Origin of the sequence: Frigoribacterium sp. Leaf186, assembly GCF_001423905.1 — a bacterium.
Taxonomy (GTDB): domain Bacteria; phylum Actinomycetota; class Actinomycetes; order Actinomycetales; family Microbacteriaceae; genus Frigoribacterium.
The window spans coordinates 959,079-977,406 of sequence record NZ_LMPQ01000010.1 but is presented as its reverse complement, the minus strand read 5'-3'; the positions used below and the strand labels follow the sequence as shown (position 1 = coordinate 977,406).

The following is an 18,328-nucleotide window of genomic DNA, read 5'->3' as shown; positions in this document are numbered from 1 at the left end:
GGTCGGGAGGCGCGGTGACGGCCGGCTCTGCGCCTCCCCGGGGTTCCGCCTCACGGACGACGACAGCGTCGGCGGTGGTCCGTAGGCTGACCGGGTGAGCACCCTCGACGACGACTACGACATCCGCACCTTCGCGGCCGCGCTCGACCCCGAGGCGGGCGACGAGTCACCGCGGGCCGACGACGCGACCGCCGCCTGGGTCGCCGCCGAGTCGATGGGATTCCACGAGCCCGCCGCCGACGACGCCGCCCTGGGCCGTTCCGCCCGGCGGCTCGTCGCCGACGGCCGACGCCTCACCGGCGCCTACCGTCGCGAGGCGAACCCGGGTTCGCTCGACGCCGACGGGCGCCCCGTCGCCACGTTCACCTCGTTCGACAAGACCCTGCACGTCGGCGGCGGCCGCCTCGTCGAGGCCGACCTCGTCGCCGGCGTGACGGTCCAGCCAACGCACCGCCGCCGTGGCCTCCTGCGCCGCATGATGACCGACGACCTGGCGAGGGCGAAGGCCGCCGGCACCCCGGTCGCCGCCCTCACCGCGAGCGAGGCGTCGATCTACCGTCGATTCGGCTTCGGCGTGGGCGTCCGCGAGCGCACGATCGAGGTCGACGTGCGACGGGCCGGCGGCCTCCTGAGCGAACCAGAGGGCAGCACCGAGCTCGTCGCCCCGGCCTCGCTGACCGAGACGGCACCGGCCGTCTTCGCACGCTTCCACAGCCGCACCCCGGGGTCGATCGACCGTCACGCGGGGTCGTGGGACGCCGTGCTCCGTCGCGAACGCCCCGACGGCACCCCCGACCCCGCCGTCCGCGCGGCGGTGCACCGCGACGCCACCGGCACGATCGACGGCTACGTCACCTACCGGGTCGAGTCGGTGGGCGGCGGGCCCGGCTCGACCGGCGTCCAGAGGCTCGTCGTCGTCGACCTCGTCGCCGCCACCGACGACGCCTACCTCGGGCTCTGGCAGCTACTGCTCGCCGTCGACCTGGTCGCCACGGTGCGGTACCCGAACGCGCCGCAGCACGACCCGCTCGCCCACGCCCTGGTCGACGGCCGGGCGCTGACGATCGTCCACGACGAGGACCACGTGTGGTTCCGCATCCTCGACCCCGTCGCGGCCCTGCAGGCCCGGCCCTGGGCCGCCGACGGCGTGGTCACCGTCGCGATCGGCGACGCTCTCGGGCACGCGGCGGGCACCTACCGCATCACGAGCGAGGGCGGCGATGCCACGGTGAAGAAGGCCGCCGTGCGGCGCGCCGACCTCGAGCTCGACGTCGCGACGCTCGGCTCGCTCTGGCTCGGTGGCTTCGACCCGGTCACCCTGGCCGCGGCCGGCCTCGTCCGCGAACGACGGAAGGGCGCCGTCGCGCGCCTGCGGGCGATGCTGGCCCCCGAGCGCCCGGTGCACGGCATCACCTACTTCTGACGACGCGCCCCTCCGGCCACCCCGGCCAGGGCACCGACCGTGCCGGCCAGCAGCATGATCGTGGTCGCCGTCGCCAGCTCTCGCGGGTCGGTCGCCAGCGACCGGAAGCCCGCGACCAACGTGGCGGGGCCGACCGCCGCGCCGCCCCGGGTCGAGAGCACCATGACGGTGCCGCCGCCCACCACGCTGGCCGAGGCGGTCACGGTGGCGGCGACCACGGCGCGCGCGACGGGTCGGTGACGGAGCAGGGCGAGGGGCGACGGCACGGCGGCTCTTTCGACGGACGAGAACGTGGGTTATCTATATCATGCGCCTGCGCCTCGGCGGAACGCGACTCGGGCGACACCCGACACCCGACAGCCACGGACGCCGGTCACCCGGCCCGCGCCTCCTGAGGGTCGGGGACCGCGGCGCGGTCACAGCGGTCGGCGGAACGACGCACGCCGAACCGCACCGCCCCCACCGCCGACCCGGCCAGGACGACCATCACAGCCGAGACGAGCGCCAGGCGCGCATCGAGCCCGGTGAAGGCCAGCACAGACGGGGCACGGTCGGCCCCGGCCGGTTCGGCAACGGTCGAGCTGGCGTCGGCCTGCCCGGCCTCGACCGGCGAAACCGGCTCGATCGGAGTGGCGACGCCCAGGATCGGCACGAACAGGGCAGCGCGTGCCGACACCACGGCCCCGGTGCGCGAGGTCGCCTCCGCGACCGCCTCGTGCCGGATGCCATCCGCGTCGACGTCGGCCTGCCGGACGGGCCGAGGCGCGGACCGGCACGAGCTCGACGCCCCGCTCGCGAGGACGGTCGTCTCGCACGACATCGGGCCGTCGGTCGACTCGACGGTCAGATCGGTGAGAGTCGCGTTGCCACGATTGACCACGGTGTGCTCGAACACGATGTCGTCGCCGGGACCGGCCGTGCCGTCGCCGTCGGCGTCGGTCGTCAGCGCGGAACGGACGTCCATCGTGAGATCGTCGACCTCGGCCGCGAAGACCACGGCGGCCTGCGCCCCCGTCGTATCGACGCCGAGGCGGTCCGTCACGGACGTCGAGTCGACGACGTACCGCCCGGGCAGGCTCGACCCCACGTCGAACGACACCGTGCACGACGTGATGCCGATGGCCAGATCGCCGTCGACCCGCACCGATCCGGTGCCGGCCTCGGCCCCGACGTGCCCGGCGTCGCAGCTGGTCCGGGCGTGAGGGTCGGCGGCGACCACGAGCCCCTCGGGCAAGCTCTCGGTGAAGGCCCAACCGTGTTTCGCACCACCCTCGCTGGTGTTGTGGACCGTGAGGACGAGCCTTGCGACGTCACCGACGACGGGCGACGACCCCGCGAAGCGTGGCTCGACCGACGGTGTCGAGTCGAACACCCGCAGGTTGTCGATGGCACCGTCGTTGCCGTCCGCCGAGGACTGGGCGTTGCGGAGGACGACGCGGAACGAGTCGCCCCCGACGAGGAACGCCCCGTCGGACACGAACGACCCCGCCCGGATGTCGTCACCGTCGACGCGGTGGTCGGCCGAAGCCGGATCGGTGCACGGATCGATGGGGTGGGTCGACACGGGGTGTTCGACGTCGCCGTCGACCAACGAGAAGTCGAGCAACGGGTGGGCGTGCCCCCGACAGGCCCGGGCGGCCGCGTCGACACCGAACGAGACGAAGCGCCCGCCGACCCCGAGCGAGGTGGCCTCGACCGAGGCGAGCTGGACGGCCCCGGCCGGGACGGCTCGGTTGGCCGTGGAGGCGCTGACGACGTGGTTCGACGCAGGATCATCCGCCCCCTCGACCTCGCCGAGCGCCTGCGCCAGCCCTCGCAGCAGCAGGTTGTCGCCTGCCCTGCAGCCCTCGGCCGCCCGCGAGTCGTGACTGATCACGATCCCGTTGCACTGGGTCACGTCGAGCCAGGCCGGATCGGCGGTGTAGGTCTCACCCCGGGGCCCGACGTAGTCGACCAACGACACCGGCGTCGTGCCCATGCCGCGTTCGAAGCCCTCGTGGAAGACGAGGCGAGGGGCAGCTGGTGCCGTGACGGGCACGGCACCGCCCCCGGGCGGCGAGGCCAGCGCGGGTCCACCCGCGGACAACGCCAGCAGGAGGGTGATCGAAGACGTCGACAGGGCAGCCACGGTTCGCACGGTACGGCTCCGAGGAGCACGGTTCCGGGCAGCGGGGTTCCGGGCAGCGGGGACAGGGGGCATCGGTGACCTCTCGGCGACAGGATGGGACACGGCAACGTACCAGGTTCTACATTTCGGGAGTGAACGGCCGAGCGCGGCGGAAGGACTGACGCGACCAGACGGCGAGACGAGGAGGCGCGAGGTCGTTCGACGCCGAGCCAACCGTCAGGGGATGCGAGGGCCCGCACGACAGAATCGGCTCGGGGCGCCACCCCGACGCCCGGCACCCTCGTCACCCCGAGAGCGGAGGGACCCGCATGGCGAGCACGGCCCAGCTGCGAGCGCTGCGCGCCTCGCTGCCCGCGGTCGCCGACCGGGCACCCGACCTCGCCGACGACTTCTACCGGCGGCTGTTCGCGGCGCGTCCCGACCTGCTGCGCGACCGGTTCAACCGGGGTGACCTGGCGCAGGGGCGGCAGCAGCGTGAGCTGGCCCGCACGATCGTGACGCTGGCCGAGGCGGTGCTCGACGCGGCCCCGGGGTCGACGTGGGGCGGTGGGGCCGACCGGCACCCCGCCTCCTCGGGTGGCGGCACCGCCCGGCAGGCGGGGGCGCCGACCCTGGCCCCCGCGACGCCCGGCGAGATCGTGTCGAGGCTGGCTCAGCGGCACGCCGCCCTCGGCGTCACCCGCGACGAGTACGCGCTGTTCGGTCGGCACCTCGCCGAGGCCTTCGCGGCCGTCCTCGGCGCGGCGGCCACCCCCGCGGTCGTCGACGCCTGGGCGGAGGTGTACCGCGCGGCCCGCGACGAGATGGTCGCGATCGTCGAGGCGATCTACCGGCAGGCCGACCTCGAGCCGGGCGAGGAGTGGCGCGAGGCCCTCGTCACCGAGCGCCACGTCGAGGCCGAGGACGTCGTCGCGCTGACGCTCGTCTCGGCCGACAGCGAAGCGCTGCCCCGCTACCGCGCGGGTCAGTTCGCCTCGGTGCAGGTCCGGCTGCCCGACGGGGCCCGGCAGATCCGGCAGTACAGCCTGCGCGGCGGGCCCGACGAACAGTGGCGCATCAGCGCGCGGCTGCTGGTCGGCGAGCCGCCCGCCCCCGACGGCGAGGTCTCGTCGCACCTGATGCGCGAGCTGCGGGTCGGTGACGTCGTGGGCGTCTCGCCGCCGATCGGGTCGCTGACGATCGACGACCTCGACGACGCGCCCCTGCTGTTCGTGTCGGCGGGCATCGGCTGCACCCCTGTGCTCGGCATGCTCGACCACCTGGCCCGCACCGAGCCCGACCGGCCCGTGACGGTCCTGCACTTCGAGCGCACCCCCGAACGGCACGCCCACCGGGTCGAGCTCGAGGCCCTCGTCGCGTCGATGCCGAACGCCACCCTGCGGGTCAGCTACACGCAGGGGTCGCTGTCGGCGCTCGGCGCGCTGGCCGAGGCCTCGATCGACGGGCCGGGGGTCTACCTCGACCCGATCGACCTCGACCGGGTCGACCTCACCCCGGCGCACCGGGTGTTCTTGTGCGGACCCGTGCCGTTCATGGCGATCGCCCGCGCCGCCCTGATCGGCCACGGGGTCGACGCCGAGCGCGTGCACTACTTCGTCTTCGGGCCCGACGACGGCAGCGTGACCGGGGCCGACACCGGGCAGGGCGGGCTGAGGTAGGGCGGGCCGGCATCCGCGTTTGGCGGTGTCGGCGGCCCAGGGCATACTCGGTATGCACGGCCGCCCGGGGGCGGGGGCCGTGCCACGGGACAACCGTGACGTGTCGAGAAGCGGAGGGCTCCATGGCGGGACGACCAGACGACGTGGCGACCTCGTGACCGTCAGGCTCGGGTTGCTGGCGATCCTCGACCAGGCTCCCGGCTACGGCTACCAGCTGCGGTCCGAGTTCGACCGACGCACCGGGTCGACCTGGCCGCTCAACGTCGGCCAGGTCTACTCGACGCTCGAGCGCCTCGACCGCGACGGTCTCGTCGAGCGCGACGACCCGGCCGAGGGCGCGGCCCCGGGCGACGGGTCCACTCCGGGCGAGCAGCACCGGCTCTGGCGCATCACGGCGGCCGGCCGGGCCGAGGTCGCCCGCTGGCTCGGCACGGCGGTCGACAGCCCCGACGCGACCCGTGACGAGCTGCCGCTGAAGTTCGCCCTCGCCGCGACCCTGCCCGGGGTCGACGTCGTGACGCTCGTGCAGACGCAGCGCCGCGCCTCCCTGGCGAAGCTGCAGCGCCTGACCCGCGGCAAGCGCGCGGGCGGCGACCCGGGGGCACCGGGCGAGTTCGCCTGGCAGCTCGTCGTCGACTCGATGATCTTCGCGGCCGAGGCCGAGGTGCGCTGGCTCGACCACGTCGAGTCGCGCGTGCGCCGGGCGTCGCTCGCCGAGCGGCAGTGGGCGGTCGAGGCGACGCCGGGTGCGCCCTCGGCGGGCCCGACCGCGGCCCGGTCCGACCGGGGCCGCGGCGAGACCGTCCGGGGTCGGTCGTGACGGGCCGCGCCGAGGTGCTGACGATGCTCGCCGTCCGACACGAGCACGGCACCGGCGACCTCGCCCGCACCGCCCTCGACGGCGTCAGCCTGACCGTGCATGAGGGCGAGCTCGTCGCCGTGATGGGCGCCTCGGGGTCGGGCAAGTCGACCCTGCTGGCGATCGCCGGCGGCCTGACCACGCCGACCGCCGGCCACGTGCAGGTCGACGGCACCTGGCTGGCCGACCTGAGCCCGGCCGAGGTGGCGCGGGTGCGTCGACGTTCGGTGGGCTTCGTGTTCCAGCAGTTCAACCTCGTCTCGACCCTGACCGCGGCCGAGAACGTGGCCCTGCCGCTCGAACTCGACGGCATCGGGGCGCGGGCCGCCCGCCGCGCCGCCGACGACGCCCTCGCGGGCCTGGGGCTCGCCGGCCGGGGTCGGGCGTTCCCCGCCGAACTGTCCGGCGGCGAGCAGCAGCGCGTGGCGATCGCCCGGGCGCTCGTCGGCAGCCGACGCCTCGTGCTGGCCGACGAGCCGACCGGCGCCCTCGACAGCACGACCGGCGACGAGGTCATGGCCCTGCTGCGCGAGCGCGTCGACGCCGGAGCCGCCGGGCTGCTCGTGACGCACGACGCCCGCCACGCGGCCTGGGCCGACCGCATCGTGTTCCTCCGCGACGGACGCCTCGTCGACGAGTCCGCCCCGCGCGGCCCCGAGTCGCTGCTGCCCCCGGAGGCGCGGTGACGACGGGCGACGAGGGGTCGCGCCCCGGTCACGGCCGACCGCCGCGGCAGGCGCGGGCCACGGCGCCCGAGCGTGACGGCGGCGGTCGCGCAGGCCGCGCCTCCTCGTCCGCCGTCGACCTCGTCGCCCGGCGACAGGTGCTCAAGCGCCTGCGGCAGTACGTGATGGTCGTGCTCTTGATCGCCCTGCCGGTCGCGGGAGCGTCGGGCGCGGCCGTGCTGGTCGCCAGCGCGCAGCCGACCACCGGGCAAGAGATCGAGTCGACCCTCGGGCGGACTGCGGCGCGGGTGCAGTGGACGGGTGCCGAGACCCGTCAGTCGCCCGACACGACGAGCCAGGCCCAGGGCGAACCCGTCTCGTGGCGGCCGGCCGACGAGGTCGTGCCCGGCGTCGACCGCGTCCTCACGCTGCGCACGATCTACACGCGGGTCGGCACCACGTCGGCGAGCGTCGTCCTCGGCCCCGTCACCGACCCGGCCTTCGAGGGTCGCTACCGACTCGAGCAGGGCCGAGCCCCCGAGCAGGCCGACGAGGTGCTGGTCACGCCGAGTCTCGCCCGCGACGCCGACCTGGCCGTCGGCTCGACGACGACGCTGCACCGCCTCGTCGGCACCGACGGGCCCCGCGACGCCGAGGTCCGGGTGGTCGGCGTGCTCTCGCAGCGCGACGGCCCCGACCAGCAGGTGTTCGCCCCCGAGGCGCTCTCGCCCCCTGCGGCCGGGGCCCCCGACCCGAACGACACCTTCACCGAGCAGTACCTGGTCGGGCAGGGCGTCGACTGGTCCGAGGTGCGAGCCCTGGGCCGTGCGGGCTACGTCACCTGGTCGGCCGACGTGATCGCCGACCCGCCCGCGCCCGGCACCCCGGGCCTGATGAGCGACGTGGACGGCAACGCCGGCACCTACGCCGCCCTGGGCCTCGTCTTCGCCGTGTTCGCCGGGGCAGAGGTGGCCCTGCTCGCCGGTGCCGCCTTCGGCGTCGGTGCGCGTCGGCAGCGACGCACCCTGGCGGTGCTCGCGGCCGTGGGCGCCGACCACCGCACCCTCACGCGCGTCGTCGCCCGTCAGGGGGTCTGGGTCGGCGTCGTCGCCGCCGTGACCGGCCTCGCGGTCGGCGTCGACCTCGGCATCGCCGCCGTGGCGCTCGCCCTCCGGTCCGGGGCCGACCTCGGGCCGTTCTCCCTCTGGGGCGTGCACGTGCCCGGCGTCGTCGTCGCGGGCATCGGGCTCTTCGCCGTGCTCGTGTCGTGGGTCGCGGCCGTCGTGCCCGCTCGCCGTGCCGCCCGCGTCGACGTGATGGCCTCGCTGCGGGGCGGCACGACGGCGGGCGCGACCCGCACACCCCGATCGCCCGGGTCCACCCGTCGACTGCGGCGGCCGGTCGTCGCCGCCGCCCTCGTGGCCGTCGGCGTGCTCGCCTGCTTGGGTGCCGGCTGGGTCTCGTACGGCACCTCGGTCGCGGTCGGCTCGGGTTGGTGGTGGGCCGGTTTCACCGGGCTCGCGGTCGCGGCGGTCACGGCCCTCGTCGGCGTTCTGCTGCTCGTCCCGACCGTGTTGCACGCGCTCGGTCGGTCGTCCACCCGCGCCCCCGTGCCCCTGCGCCTGGCCCTGCGCGACGCGACCCACGGCGTGGCCCGCACCGCACCCGCCGTCGCCGCGGTGACCACCGCCGTGTTCGTCGCCGTGTTCGGCGCCTCGATGTCGACGGCGGCCTCGCAGCAGTCGAGCCTCTCGACGTACGTGCCCTTCCCCGACGGCACGGTCGCCGTCGCCTACGACCTCGCCGCCGACCTGCGGGTGCCCGCCGGGTCACCCGAGGCCGACCGCCTCGACGAGGCCGCCGTCGCCGCGGTGGCCCGCGAGTTGCCGGTCACCTCCGAGGTGACCTGGCTGACGCCGGTGCCGGGCGACTTCGACTCGGGCGGATCGTCGGTGCCGGTCGACGCCGTCACGCCGTGGGCCGTCGTGCACGTGCCCGACCGCTGCGACGCGTCCGGCGGCCGCCTGCGCGGCCTGTCGAGCCGCGAGATCGACCGGGCCACCCGGGCCGACCCGGCCTGCGCCTTCCCGCTCGGCGGGTCGTCGTACGACAACGTCGTCGTGACGGACGACCGTGGCCTCGAGGTGGCCCTCGGGGCGGAGCCGAGTGCCGAGGCGCGGGCAGCCTTCGACGCGGGCGGGGTCGTCGCCTTCGACCCCTCGCTCGTCGTCGACGGGCAGGTGACGATCGGGCTGGCCTCACCGGACGAGGTCGCCCGGGGCCACGACCTCTCCGACCCGTCCCGGTCACTGACGGTCGAGGGCGTCGTCCAGCGGCCGACCTCGTTCACCGACGGAGCCGTCGTGATGAGCGTCGAGACCGCCCGGGCCGCGGGGTTCACCCTCGATCAGGAGGCCGTCGTGCTGACGCTCGACCGGCAGCCGACCGTCGACGAGTTGACGACGGTCGGTGCCGCCGTCACCGCCGCGACCGACGGGCGTGCCTCGCTGCAGAGCTCGACCCACGGCTCGCCGTTCGACCTCGGGCTGCTCGTCGCGCTCGTCGCCGCCACGCTGGTGTCGGCGGCCGCGGCCGCCGTCGCCCTGGGGCTCGCCCGCGCCGAGGGGCTGAGCGACCAGATCACGATGCAGGCCGTCGGCGGCACCGACCGTCAGCGGCGGGCGATGTCGTTCTGGCAGGGCGTGGTCGTCGTGGGCCTCGGCGCGGCGCTCGGCACCGCCCTCGGACTGGTGCCCACGGCGGCGATGGTCTGGGCCGCCGACCTGCCGTTCGCGCCGCCGTGGTGGGCCCTGGCGGTGGTGGTGGTCGTCCTGCCGCTCGTGGTCGCGGCCGGCAGCGCCCTCACCAGCAGGCGCCCCGCGTCGCTGGTGCGGCGACCCGTGCTCGACTGACGGGCGACCTCGAGCCCGGCGACTCGGCGCCCGGTGACGGGGCGGTCATCGACTCAGCGACCGGTGACCTGACGCTCGCCGTTCTGGCGCTCTGCGGCCGTGCGGGGGCGACGGCGTCCCGCGACGAGACCCACGACCCCGAGGGCGACGACCAGCAACGCCGCGAGCGCCACCGGCCGGGGCTCGGAGCCCGTCCAGGCGAGCGAGTCCGAGGAGGCGCGGGTCGAGGGGGCAGGCAGCGCGCGACCCCGGTCACCCGCGTCCTCGACGACGGGCGTGACGCCGCCGACCGGCGCGACGGCCGGGTCGGACGGGGACGTGTCGGGCCCGGACGGCAGGCCCCCGTCGCCACCCCCGTCGGCGTCACCCTCGCCGGGGACCGGTGCCGGAGCCGCGTCGACTCCGAAGGGCACGACCTGCCCCGTCGCCGAGACGACGTCGTCCACGGTCCGCATGACGGCCGAGACCTGCCACTCCCCCGCGTCGAGGGCGTCGATCGTGGCGCGGAACGAGCCGTCCGGCTCGGCCCGGACCCTGAGGGACGTGGAGCCGCTCGCCGCGGCTGACGACGAGGCGGCTGACGACGAGGCGGCTGACGACGTGAGGGTGGACGGGGCTGTGCCCACCGCGGGCTCGACCGTGACGGTGACGAGGGCCGAGTCGAGGGCCGTGCCGGTGACGACCAGCGGCTGCCCCGACGGCGAGCGGGCGCCTGCGAGTGGTGACGTGACGACCGGGCCGGCCAGCGCCTCCTGCACCTCGACGGCGACGACGGCGGTCGCCCCCGACGAGCCGACCACGTCGAGCGAGAGAGGACCCACCAGGGTCTGCGGCGAGAGACGGACGGGCAGCTCCACGCGCCCACGGGCGTCGGCGACGGCGGGGGCCGCCTCGGCGAGCGCGGCGGACGCCGCCTCGACGGTCTCGCCGGGCGTGAAGCCGGCCCCGCGCAGCGTGGCGGGGGCCCCGGCCTGCAGGGTGCCGTCGGGGGCGACGACGATCGGGCCCCGCCCGAGGTCTTCGGTCACGGCCGCGAAGGCGTCGACGAGCCCGGCGCCGAAATGCTCGGTGGGCAGCTGGCCACCGGCCTGACGGGTGAGCAGCGCGGTCAGTTCGGCCGGCGTCGCTCCGGGGTGCGCGGAGGCCAGCAGGGCCGCGACGCCGGCGACGTGCGGGGCCGCCATCGAGGTGCCGCTGAGCGCTGCGAACCCACCGCCCGGGACGGTGCTGACGACCGTGGACCCCGGTGCCGTCAGGTCGACGACGCCGTCGCCGTAGTTCGAGAAGCGCGACTTCTCGATCGAGCCGCCGAGCCCCTGCTGGGCCGACGAGACCGTGACGACGCCCTCGGACTCGGCCGGCAGCTGGACGCAGCCCTGCGACACGTCGCGCCCGGTGACCGGGGTCGAGTCGTTCGGGCTGCGCGAGTCGGTCGTCTTGTGGGCCAGGTCGACCGCGGCGGCCCCGGTCGCGGCGTTGCCCGCCGCGGCGACGTCGAGGACGCCTTCGTGCTGCGACCAGGCCACGGCCCGGCCGACCGCCTCGAGGGATGCGGCCTGGTCGGCGTCGGCTGCGCACCAGGCGGCCCACGGGTCGACGAAGAAGCTCGCGTTCGTGACGTCCATGCGCTGCTCCGCCGCCCACATGTAGCCGCAGATCGCGTACTCGGGGTAGATGAAGCCGGCGGCGTCGACGACCTTCACGCTCGCCAGGCGCACGCCGGGGGCGACGCCGACGACGCCCCGGCCGTCGTCGGCCGCGGCGATGATGCCGGCCACGTGCGTGCCGTGCTCGCGGGTGCTCGTCGAGGCCCCGGGCGACGGCGCCCAGGCGGCGGGGTCGGAGTCGGCGACGCCGTCGACGCTGCACCCCACCGACGCCGCCGGGTCGACCTGCGAGGCGAGGTCGGGGTGAGTGGCGTCGATGCCGCTGTCGAGCACGCCGACCAGCACGTCCGGGCTGCCGGGCTGCACGGCGCGGGCTTCGGCGGCGTGCACGGCCTGGTCGCTCCACTGACGCTGCTCGGCGGGGTCGGCGACGTCGGCAGCCTGCGTGGCCTCGTCGTCGGTCTGCCCGACCAGGCCGGTCGACTGCACGCCGGACGATTGCATGCCGGACGACGGGTCGGAAGCCGTCGGTGCGCCCTCGGTGCCGGAGTCGGAGGCCGCCCGGACGGCCGCCGTGCGGGTCGGACCCGCCGACTCGACGGCCGAGGAGGCGCGGAGCCGGTCGACGAAATCGGCCGAGGTCGACCGGGCGGTCACCACCCCGATCTCGTCCCAGGCCGCGAGGACCGTGCCCCCGGCCGCGACCACGGCCGCGGCGGACGCCGCGGTCGTCACCTCGCCGGGTGCGGAGTTCACGACGTAGTTCATGGCACCGACGGCGGCTGCAGCGGACGCCGTGTCCGCGGACGCCGTGTCCGCGGACGCCGGAGCGTCGGACGCCGGAGCCGCGGGTGACGCGGCGACCGGAGCCGCACTCGACACCGGCGCGGACAGCTCGGTCGTGGGAGTCGACGGTGCGGGTGACGCGGCGTCGGCGGCGAAGGCCGTGACCGGTGCGAGCACGAGGACCCCGGCCAGCGCGGCCCCCACCAGGGCACGGGTCGACCGGCGGGCGGAGGGACGTCGGCGTGGGCTGGTCACCTGGCCACGATAGGCGGCGCCGAGTCACGACGGGGTCACGATCATCCGACCTGTGGACGCAGTCGCGATCTGTGGACGCGGTGTCGCGCCTCCTCCCCAGCCGTCGAGCGGGCCCGTCGTTAAGCAGCGTTGCCTCGCCACCCGCCGCCGGGCCGCCTCGCCCGTAACGTGGGCGGCATGGCCACCAGCGACACCATCTCGAACCTGCTCGACGAGCGGCGGACCTTCGCCGCGCCTCCTGCCCTCGCCGAACGGGCGAACGTCACGTCCGCCGAGCACGCCCGGGCCGCCGCCGACCCGGTCGCCTTCTGGGCCGAGGCCTCGCAGCGACTCGACTGGCACACCCCCTGGACGATCGCCCACACCTGGAAGCCGGTCACCGAGGGGCCCGACGGCGAGCTCACGGTGCCCGAGGCGACCTGGTTCGCCGACGGCACGCTGAACGTCGCCGTGAACTGCGTCGACCGTCACGTCGAGGCCGGCCGGGGCGACAAGGTCGCCCTGCACGTCGAGGGCGAGCCCGGCGACCGGCGCGACGTCACCTACGCCCAGCTGCAGCGCGAGGTGGTCAAGGCGGCGAACGGGTTGCGCTCGCTCGGCATCGGTCAGGGCGACCGGGTGGTCGTCTACCTGCCCGTCATCGCCGAGACCATCGTCGTCACGCTCGCCATCGCCCGGATCGGGGCGATCCACTCCTTGGTGTTCGGGGGCTTCTCGGGCGAGGCGCTGAAGTTCCGGGTCGAAGACACCCGCGCCAAGCTGCTCGTCACGACCGACGGGCAGTTCCGCCGTGGAGCGGCCGTGCCGGTCAAGGCGAACGCCGACCACGCAGTGTCGGGCGACAACGAGATCGAGCACGTGCTCGTCGTGCGGCGCACCGGCGACCAGACGCCGGACGTGCCGTGGACGCCCGGCCGCGACCTGTGGTGGCACGACGTCGTCGACCCGCAGCCCGACACCGACGAGCCCGAGTACTTCGGTGCCGAGACGCCGCTGTTCATCATGTACACGAGCGGCACCACGGGCAGGCCCAAGGGGCTCGTGCACACGAGCGGCGGCTACCTCACCCAGGCGAACTGGACCCACTGGGCCGTCTTCGACGCCCAGCCCGACGACGTCCACTGGTGCACCGCCGACCTGGCGTGGGTCACCGCCCACACGTACGAGATCTACGGCCCGCTGTCGAACGGCCTGACCCAGGTGATCTACGAGGGCACGCCCGACACCCCGCACCCCGCGCGCCACCTCGAGATCATCGAGCGCTACGGCGTGACGACGTACTACACGGCGCCCACGCTGGTGCGCACGCTCTCGTCGTGGTTCCCCGAGGGGCTGCCCGACAGCTACGACCTGTCGTCGCTGCGCCTGCTCGGCACCGTCGGCGAGGCGATCAACCCCGAGGCCTGGGTCTGGTTCCGCGAGCAGTTCGGCCGCGGCGAGTGCCCGATCGTCGACACCTGGTGGCAGTCCGAGACCGGGGCCGCCGTCATGGCCCCGCTGCCCGGTGCCGACACCCTCAAGCCCGGTTCGTCGCTCCGTGCCCTGCCCGGCCTGTCGACCGCCGTGGTCGACGACGCGGGCCGGCGGGTGCCGAACGGCAGCGGTGGCTACCTCGTCGTGCAGCAGACCGGCCCGGCCCTCGCCCGCACGGTCTGGGGCGACCCCGAGCGTTACCGCGACAGCTACTGGGCGACCTACTGGCGGCAGGGCTGGTTCTTCTCCGGCGACGGCGCCAAGTACGACGCCGACGGCGACATCTGGGTGCTGGGCCGCGTCGACGACGTCATCAACGTGTCGGGGCACCGGCTCTCGACCATCGAGATCGAGTCGTCGCTCGTCTCGCACCCGGCCGTCGCCGAGGCGGCCGTGGTCGGCGTCACCGACGACCGCACCGGTCAGGCGATCGCCGCGTTCGTGGTCCCCGCCACCCGGCCTCGAGGAGGCGCGGTGCGAGACGCGGGCGACGCCGCCGAGCCGTCGGTGTGGGCTCCGCTCTCGGGGGCGCTCTCGCCCACGCTGCGGGCCCACGTCGCCGACCAGATCGGCCCGATCGCCAAGCCGGCCACCGTGCTGGTCGTGCCCGACCTGCCGAAGACGCGCTCGGGCAAGATCATGCGTCGCCTGCTGGTCGACATCGTCGACGGTCGTCCGCTCGGCGACACGACGAGCCTGCAAGACGAGACGGTGCCCGGTCGGGTGGCGGCCGTCCGCGAGGCGGTGGCCCGCTCGACGGCGTGACCACCACCCCGCCGTGACATGCTTCCCTTGCCACGTGAAGTACAGAATGTTAGTCTCTCGTCAGCGACCGCCCATCCAGCTGCCACGAGGTGACCATGCCCGAACCCGTCTCCGTCCCTTCCCCGCCTCCTGGTGCGCCCGACGGGGCCGGCGGGGCCGACCGGGGGTCGCCTGGCACCGCCACGGACGACGCCGGGGCGGCCTCGACCCGAACCGAGGACGCGGGCCGCTCCTCGGTCCGCCACCTGTTGCCCGCAGCCGACGCCGTCGCCTGGTTCGTGGCCGTGACCGCCACGGCCGGGTTGCTCGAGATCGCGACCGCCGAGACCTGGGCCTCGGTCGTCGCGGCGTCCGTGACCGCCGCCCTGCTCCAGGTCGCGGTGGGTGGCGTCGCCGGCGTCTACCGCTCGTCCTTCCCGTCCGGCAGCCTGCCCGAGGCACGCCGCTTGGTCGCCGGTGCGCTCGTCGTCGGCGTGCTGGGCAGCCTGGTCCCGCTGACGGCGCGCGGGCTCCTCCCCGGCGCCGTCGACTGGCCCACCGCCCTGACCGTCGTCGCGTTCCCGGTCGCCGCACTCGCCATGGCCGCGACCCGCAACCTGCTCCGCAGCCGGGCCGAGCGCCGGCTGCGTCCGGGTGACGACGCCACGCCGACGATCGTGTACGGGGCCGGCGCCCTCGGCCAGCACCTGGTCCGGCAGATGCTCAGCGACCCCGACAGCACCTACCGCCCCGTCGCCCTCCTCGACGACGACCCCGCTCGACGCAGCACCCGACTGGCCGGGCTCCGGGTCGTCGGCGGGCGGGACGCCCTCGCGGGCGCACTCCGCCGGTTCGGGGCCGTGACCGTCGTGTTGGCCGTCCCCCGGGCCGACGCGACGTTCGTCCGTGACGTCACCGCACGAGCCGAACGGCTCGGGGCCCGCGTCCTGGTCGCCCCGTCGGTCGACGAGATGCTGCGCGGTTCACGACCCGTCGACCTGCGCGACGTCTCGCCCGAAGAACTCGTCGGCCGACGAGCCGTCGACACCGACGTCGAGGCCGTCGCCGACTACGTGCGGGGCCGCCGCGTCCTCGTCACGGGGGCCGGAGGCTCCATCGGCAGCGAGCTCTGCCGCCAGTTGTCACGCTTCGCCCCCGCCGAACTGATCATGGTCGACCGAGACGAGACGGCGCTCCAGTCGGTCCAGGTGACCCTGAGCGGCCACGGGCTGCTCGACTCGCGCGAGGTGGTGCTCGCCGACATCCGCGACGCCACGGCGCTCACCGCGGTCTTTCGGGCGCGTCGACCCGAGGTGGTCTTCCACGCGGCGGCCCTGAAGCACCTGCCCCTGCTCGAGCAGTACCCCGCCGAGGCGTGGCAGACGAACGTCATGGGCACCCTGAACGTGCTCGAGGCCGCCCGGGCGGTCGACGTGCAGACCTTCGTGAACATCTCGACCGACAAGGCGGCCAACCCCACGAGCGTCCTCGGTCGGTCGAAGCGGCTCGCCGAGAGGCTCACCGCCGGCGTCGCCCAGTCCACCGGTCGGCGTTACCTGTCGGTCCGGTTCGGCAACGTGCTCGGCAGTCGGGGCAGCATGGTGCCGCTGTTCCGCGACCTGATCGCGCAGGGTCGACCCGTGACGGTCACGCACCCCGATGCGACCCGGTACTTCATGACGATCCCCGAGGCGTGCCACCTCGTCATCCAGGCCGGGGCGATCGGAGCCCCGGGCGAGGCACTCATCCTCGACATGGGCGAGCCCGTCAAGGTCCTCGACATCGCCGACCGGCTGATCGCCCTGTCCGGCCGCGACGTCGACGTGGTCTTCACCGGGCTCCGCCCCGGCGAGAAGCTGCACGAAGAACTGAACGGCAGCGACGAGGTCGACGCCCGCCCCGTGCACCCCCTGATCTCGCACGCCTCGATTCCCCCGATCGACGCCTGCTCCCTCGACGTCCGATCGTTGGCGGGCGAGCCTCCGACGCCCCCGGTGCACCACCTCGACGCGGTGTGACGCGCACGGCTCCGTCCGGCACCCCGCGCCGTCGCCCCCCCCACGGGGCGGCGCGTCACACATCCGTGAGACACCGGGTCGCCGACTGGTGCAACCCAGCCGGGGCTGCTTGGCTGGCCGCATGTCGATCTCCACGACGGCCGAGAAGGCCGAACTCCTCCGCTCCCTGCACGTCCCCGGCGACCCGCTGATCGTGACCAACGTCTGGGACGCGATCACGGCCCGCACCGTCGCCGGCGCACCCGGCGTCAGGGCCCTGGCCACCGCCTCCCACTCGATCAGCGAGGCGCACGGCGTCGAGGACGGCGAGGGCCTCGACGTCGACGACATGCTCGCCGCCGCGCGCATCGTGATCCGGGCCGTCGACCTGCCGGTCTCGGTCGACTTCGAGAAGGCCTACGCGACGGACGCGGCCGGCACGCTCGACAACGTGTTCCGCCTGATCGAAGAGGGCGCTGCCGGGCTCAACCTCGAGGACAGCATCGGCCAGGCCAAGGCCCCGCTCTACGACATCGACACGCAGGTGTCGAAGATCGCCGCCGCCCGCCAGGCCGGCGACCGCGCCGGGGTGCCCATCGTCATCAACGCCCGCGTCGACGCGCTGGCCGGCGACCCCGACTCGTTCGACGACGCCGTCACCCGCGCCAACGCCTACCTCGACGCCGGCGCCGACTGCGCCTTCGTCCTCGGCCTCGGCACCGACGACCTGGTCAAGGCCGCCCTCGACCGCATCCACGGCAAGGTGAGCGTCATCTCGAACCCGTCGTCCGTGCCGCTCGCCCGCCTCGCCGAGCTCGGCGTCTCGCGCGTCAGCTTCGGCCCCGGCACGCTCGGCCTGACGCTGTCGCACCTGCGCGACGCCGCGACCACCCTGACCGCGCGCGGCGAGTACCCCGCCGAGCTCGGCTTCTCCTTCTAGCCCCGCCCGCGCCAGCCCCACCCGCGCCGGCCGGTGACCGGTGCCGCGGCACGAGAGACGACCCGCGCCTCCTCAGCTCGTGAGAGCCGAGGAGGCGCGGGTCGTCAGGCACGCGGACGTCACCTAGTCGTCGCGGTCACCCTTCTTGCGCTCGTCCTTCTCGCGGTCGGCCTCGGACGGCTCGGAGCCGCCCTCGCCGTCCGGCTCGGGCACCTCGTCGCCCCGGCGTTCGATGGTCGCCGCAGCGGCCTGCCGCAGGCGCATGCCGGCGAGCTCGTCCTTGGCGAGGGCCGCGGCCTTCTTCTCGCTCTGGACGGTGTCGCGGGGCGGCAGCAGGATGTCGCGCTCGGCCCGGAGGCCGGCCTGCAGCTCACGCCCGCGCTCCAGCTCGGCGTCGAACTCGGCCCCGAACAGCAGGGCGTTGTTGGTGATCCAGAGCCACAGCAAGAACACGATGACCGCACCGAGCGAGCCGTAGGTCTTGTTGTAGTTCGAGAAGTTCGCGATGTAGAACGCGAACCCGACGGACGCGATCAGCCAGATGAGCAGGGCCACGAGCGACCCGAGGCTCATCCACTTGAACTTCGGCTGCTTGACGTTGGGCGCCCAGTAGTAGAGCACCGCGACGATCACGATGGCGATGACCGCCAAGACGGGCAGCTTGGCGATGTCCCAGACGAACACGGCCGTGCTGCCGAGGCCGACGAGGTCGCCGACCGTCTCGGCGACGGGCCCGCTGATCACGAGGATCAGCGCCGCGACGACGATGAGCACGACGGTGAAGGCCGTGACGCCGAGCATCGTCGGGCGCAGCTTCCAGATCGGACGCCCCTCGTCGATGCCGTAGACGCGGTTCATGGCCCGGCCGAACGCCCCGACGT

Annotated in this window: 12 protein-coding genes; 8 read left to right on the top strand and 4 right to left on the bottom strand. The window is 74.7% G+C overall.

The genetic code is table 11. The features are described 5' to 3' along the window. Positions 1 to 94: 94 nt before the first annotated feature. Positions 95 to 1,423 (top strand): GNAT family N-acetyltransferase, encoded by a 1,329-nt coding sequence (locus ASG05_RS11325; RefSeq protein WP_056260587.1) that lies wholly within the window; start codon positions 95 to 97, stop codon positions 1,421 to 1,423. On the opposite strand, the gene ASG05_RS11320 is transcribed toward ASG05_RS11325, so the two are convergent. Together ASG05_RS11320 and ASG05_RS16400 are read right to left on the bottom strand one after the other, a co-directional pair. Then, positions 1,414 to 1,689, bottom strand: coding sequence for a hypothetical protein (locus tag ASG05_RS11320; RefSeq protein ID WP_056260584.1), 276 nt, complete (start codon positions 1,687 to 1,689; stop codon positions 1,414 to 1,416). The genes ASG05_RS11325 and ASG05_RS11320 overlap by 10 nt on opposite strands. A gap of 107 nt (positions 1,690 to 1,796) precedes the next feature. Next, positions 1,797 to 3,551 (bottom strand): hypothetical protein, encoded by a 1,755-nt coding sequence (locus ASG05_RS16400; protein ID WP_056260582.1) that lies wholly within the window; start codon positions 3,549 to 3,551, stop codon positions 1,797 to 1,799. A gap of 308 nt (positions 3,552 to 3,859) precedes the next feature. On the opposite strand from ASG05_RS16400, the gene ASG05_RS11310 reads away from it, so the two are divergent. The 4 genes from ASG05_RS11310 to ASG05_RS11295 all read left to right on the top strand — a co-directional run bounded on the left by ASG05_RS11310 (position 3,860) and on the right by ASG05_RS11295 (position 9,645). After that, entirely contained in the window at positions 3,860 to 5,209 is a 1,350-nt protein-coding gene (locus ASG05_RS11310) for a globin domain-containing protein (protein WP_056260580.1), read from the top strand. Positions 5,210 to 5,363: 154 nt separating this feature from the next. Beyond that, positions 5,364 to 6,029, top strand: coding sequence for a PadR family transcriptional regulator (locus tag ASG05_RS11305; protein WP_056260578.1), 666 nt, complete (start codon positions 5,364 to 5,366; stop codon positions 6,027 to 6,029). A gap of 23 nt (positions 6,030 to 6,052) precedes the next feature. Continuing rightward, positions 6,053 to 6,754 (top strand): ABC transporter ATP-binding protein, encoded by a 702-nt coding sequence (locus tag ASG05_RS11300; protein ID WP_056260923.1) that lies wholly within the window; start codon positions 6,053 to 6,055, stop codon positions 6,752 to 6,754. Next, a complete protein-coding gene (locus ASG05_RS11295; protein ID WP_056260576.1) occupies positions 6,751 to 9,645 on the top strand; it encodes an FtsX-like permease family protein in 2,895 nt (964 codons plus the stop codon). Before ASG05_RS11300 ends, ASG05_RS11295 begins: the two co-directional genes overlap by 4 nt. Positions 9,646 to 9,698: 53 nt before the next feature. On the opposite strand, the gene ASG05_RS11290 is transcribed toward ASG05_RS11295, so the two are convergent. Further along, positions 9,699 to 12,293: a S8 family serine peptidase gene (locus ASG05_RS11290; protein WP_157490194.1), complete on the bottom strand. Its 2,595-nt coding sequence runs from the start codon at positions 12,291 to 12,293 to the stop codon at positions 9,699 to 9,701. 177 nt (positions 12,294 to 12,470) lie between these two features. Here ASG05_RS11290 and acs point away from each other — a divergent pair, with 177 nt between their 5' ends. From acs to ASG05_RS11275, 3 genes are all read left to right on the top strand, one after another. Beyond that, on the top strand, positions 12,471 to 14,531 hold the full coding sequence (acs, locus tag ASG05_RS11285) for an acetate--CoA ligase (RefSeq protein ID WP_082486658.1): 2,061 nt from the start codon (positions 12,471 to 12,473) through the stop codon (positions 14,529 to 14,531). Between the two features lie 95 nt (positions 14,532 to 14,626). Next, complete coding sequence (locus ASG05_RS11280) at positions 14,627 to 16,528, top strand: nucleoside-diphosphate sugar epimerase/dehydratase (RefSeq protein ID WP_082486729.1); 1,902 nt, start codon at positions 14,627 to 14,629, stop codon at positions 16,526 to 16,528. Positions 16,529 to 16,649: 121 nt separating this feature from the next. Further along, complete coding sequence (locus tag ASG05_RS11275; protein WP_056260568.1) at positions 16,650 to 17,447, top strand: isocitrate lyase/phosphoenolpyruvate mutase family protein; 798 nt, start codon at positions 16,650 to 16,652, stop codon at positions 17,445 to 17,447. 123 nt (positions 17,448 to 17,570) lie between these two features. On the opposite strand, the gene ASG05_RS11270 is transcribed toward ASG05_RS11275, so the two are convergent. Beyond that, positions 17,571 to 18,328, bottom strand: a 758-nt coding sequence (locus tag ASG05_RS11270) for a YihY/virulence factor BrkB family protein (protein ID WP_235491472.1), incomplete at its 5' end; no start/stop codon positions are given.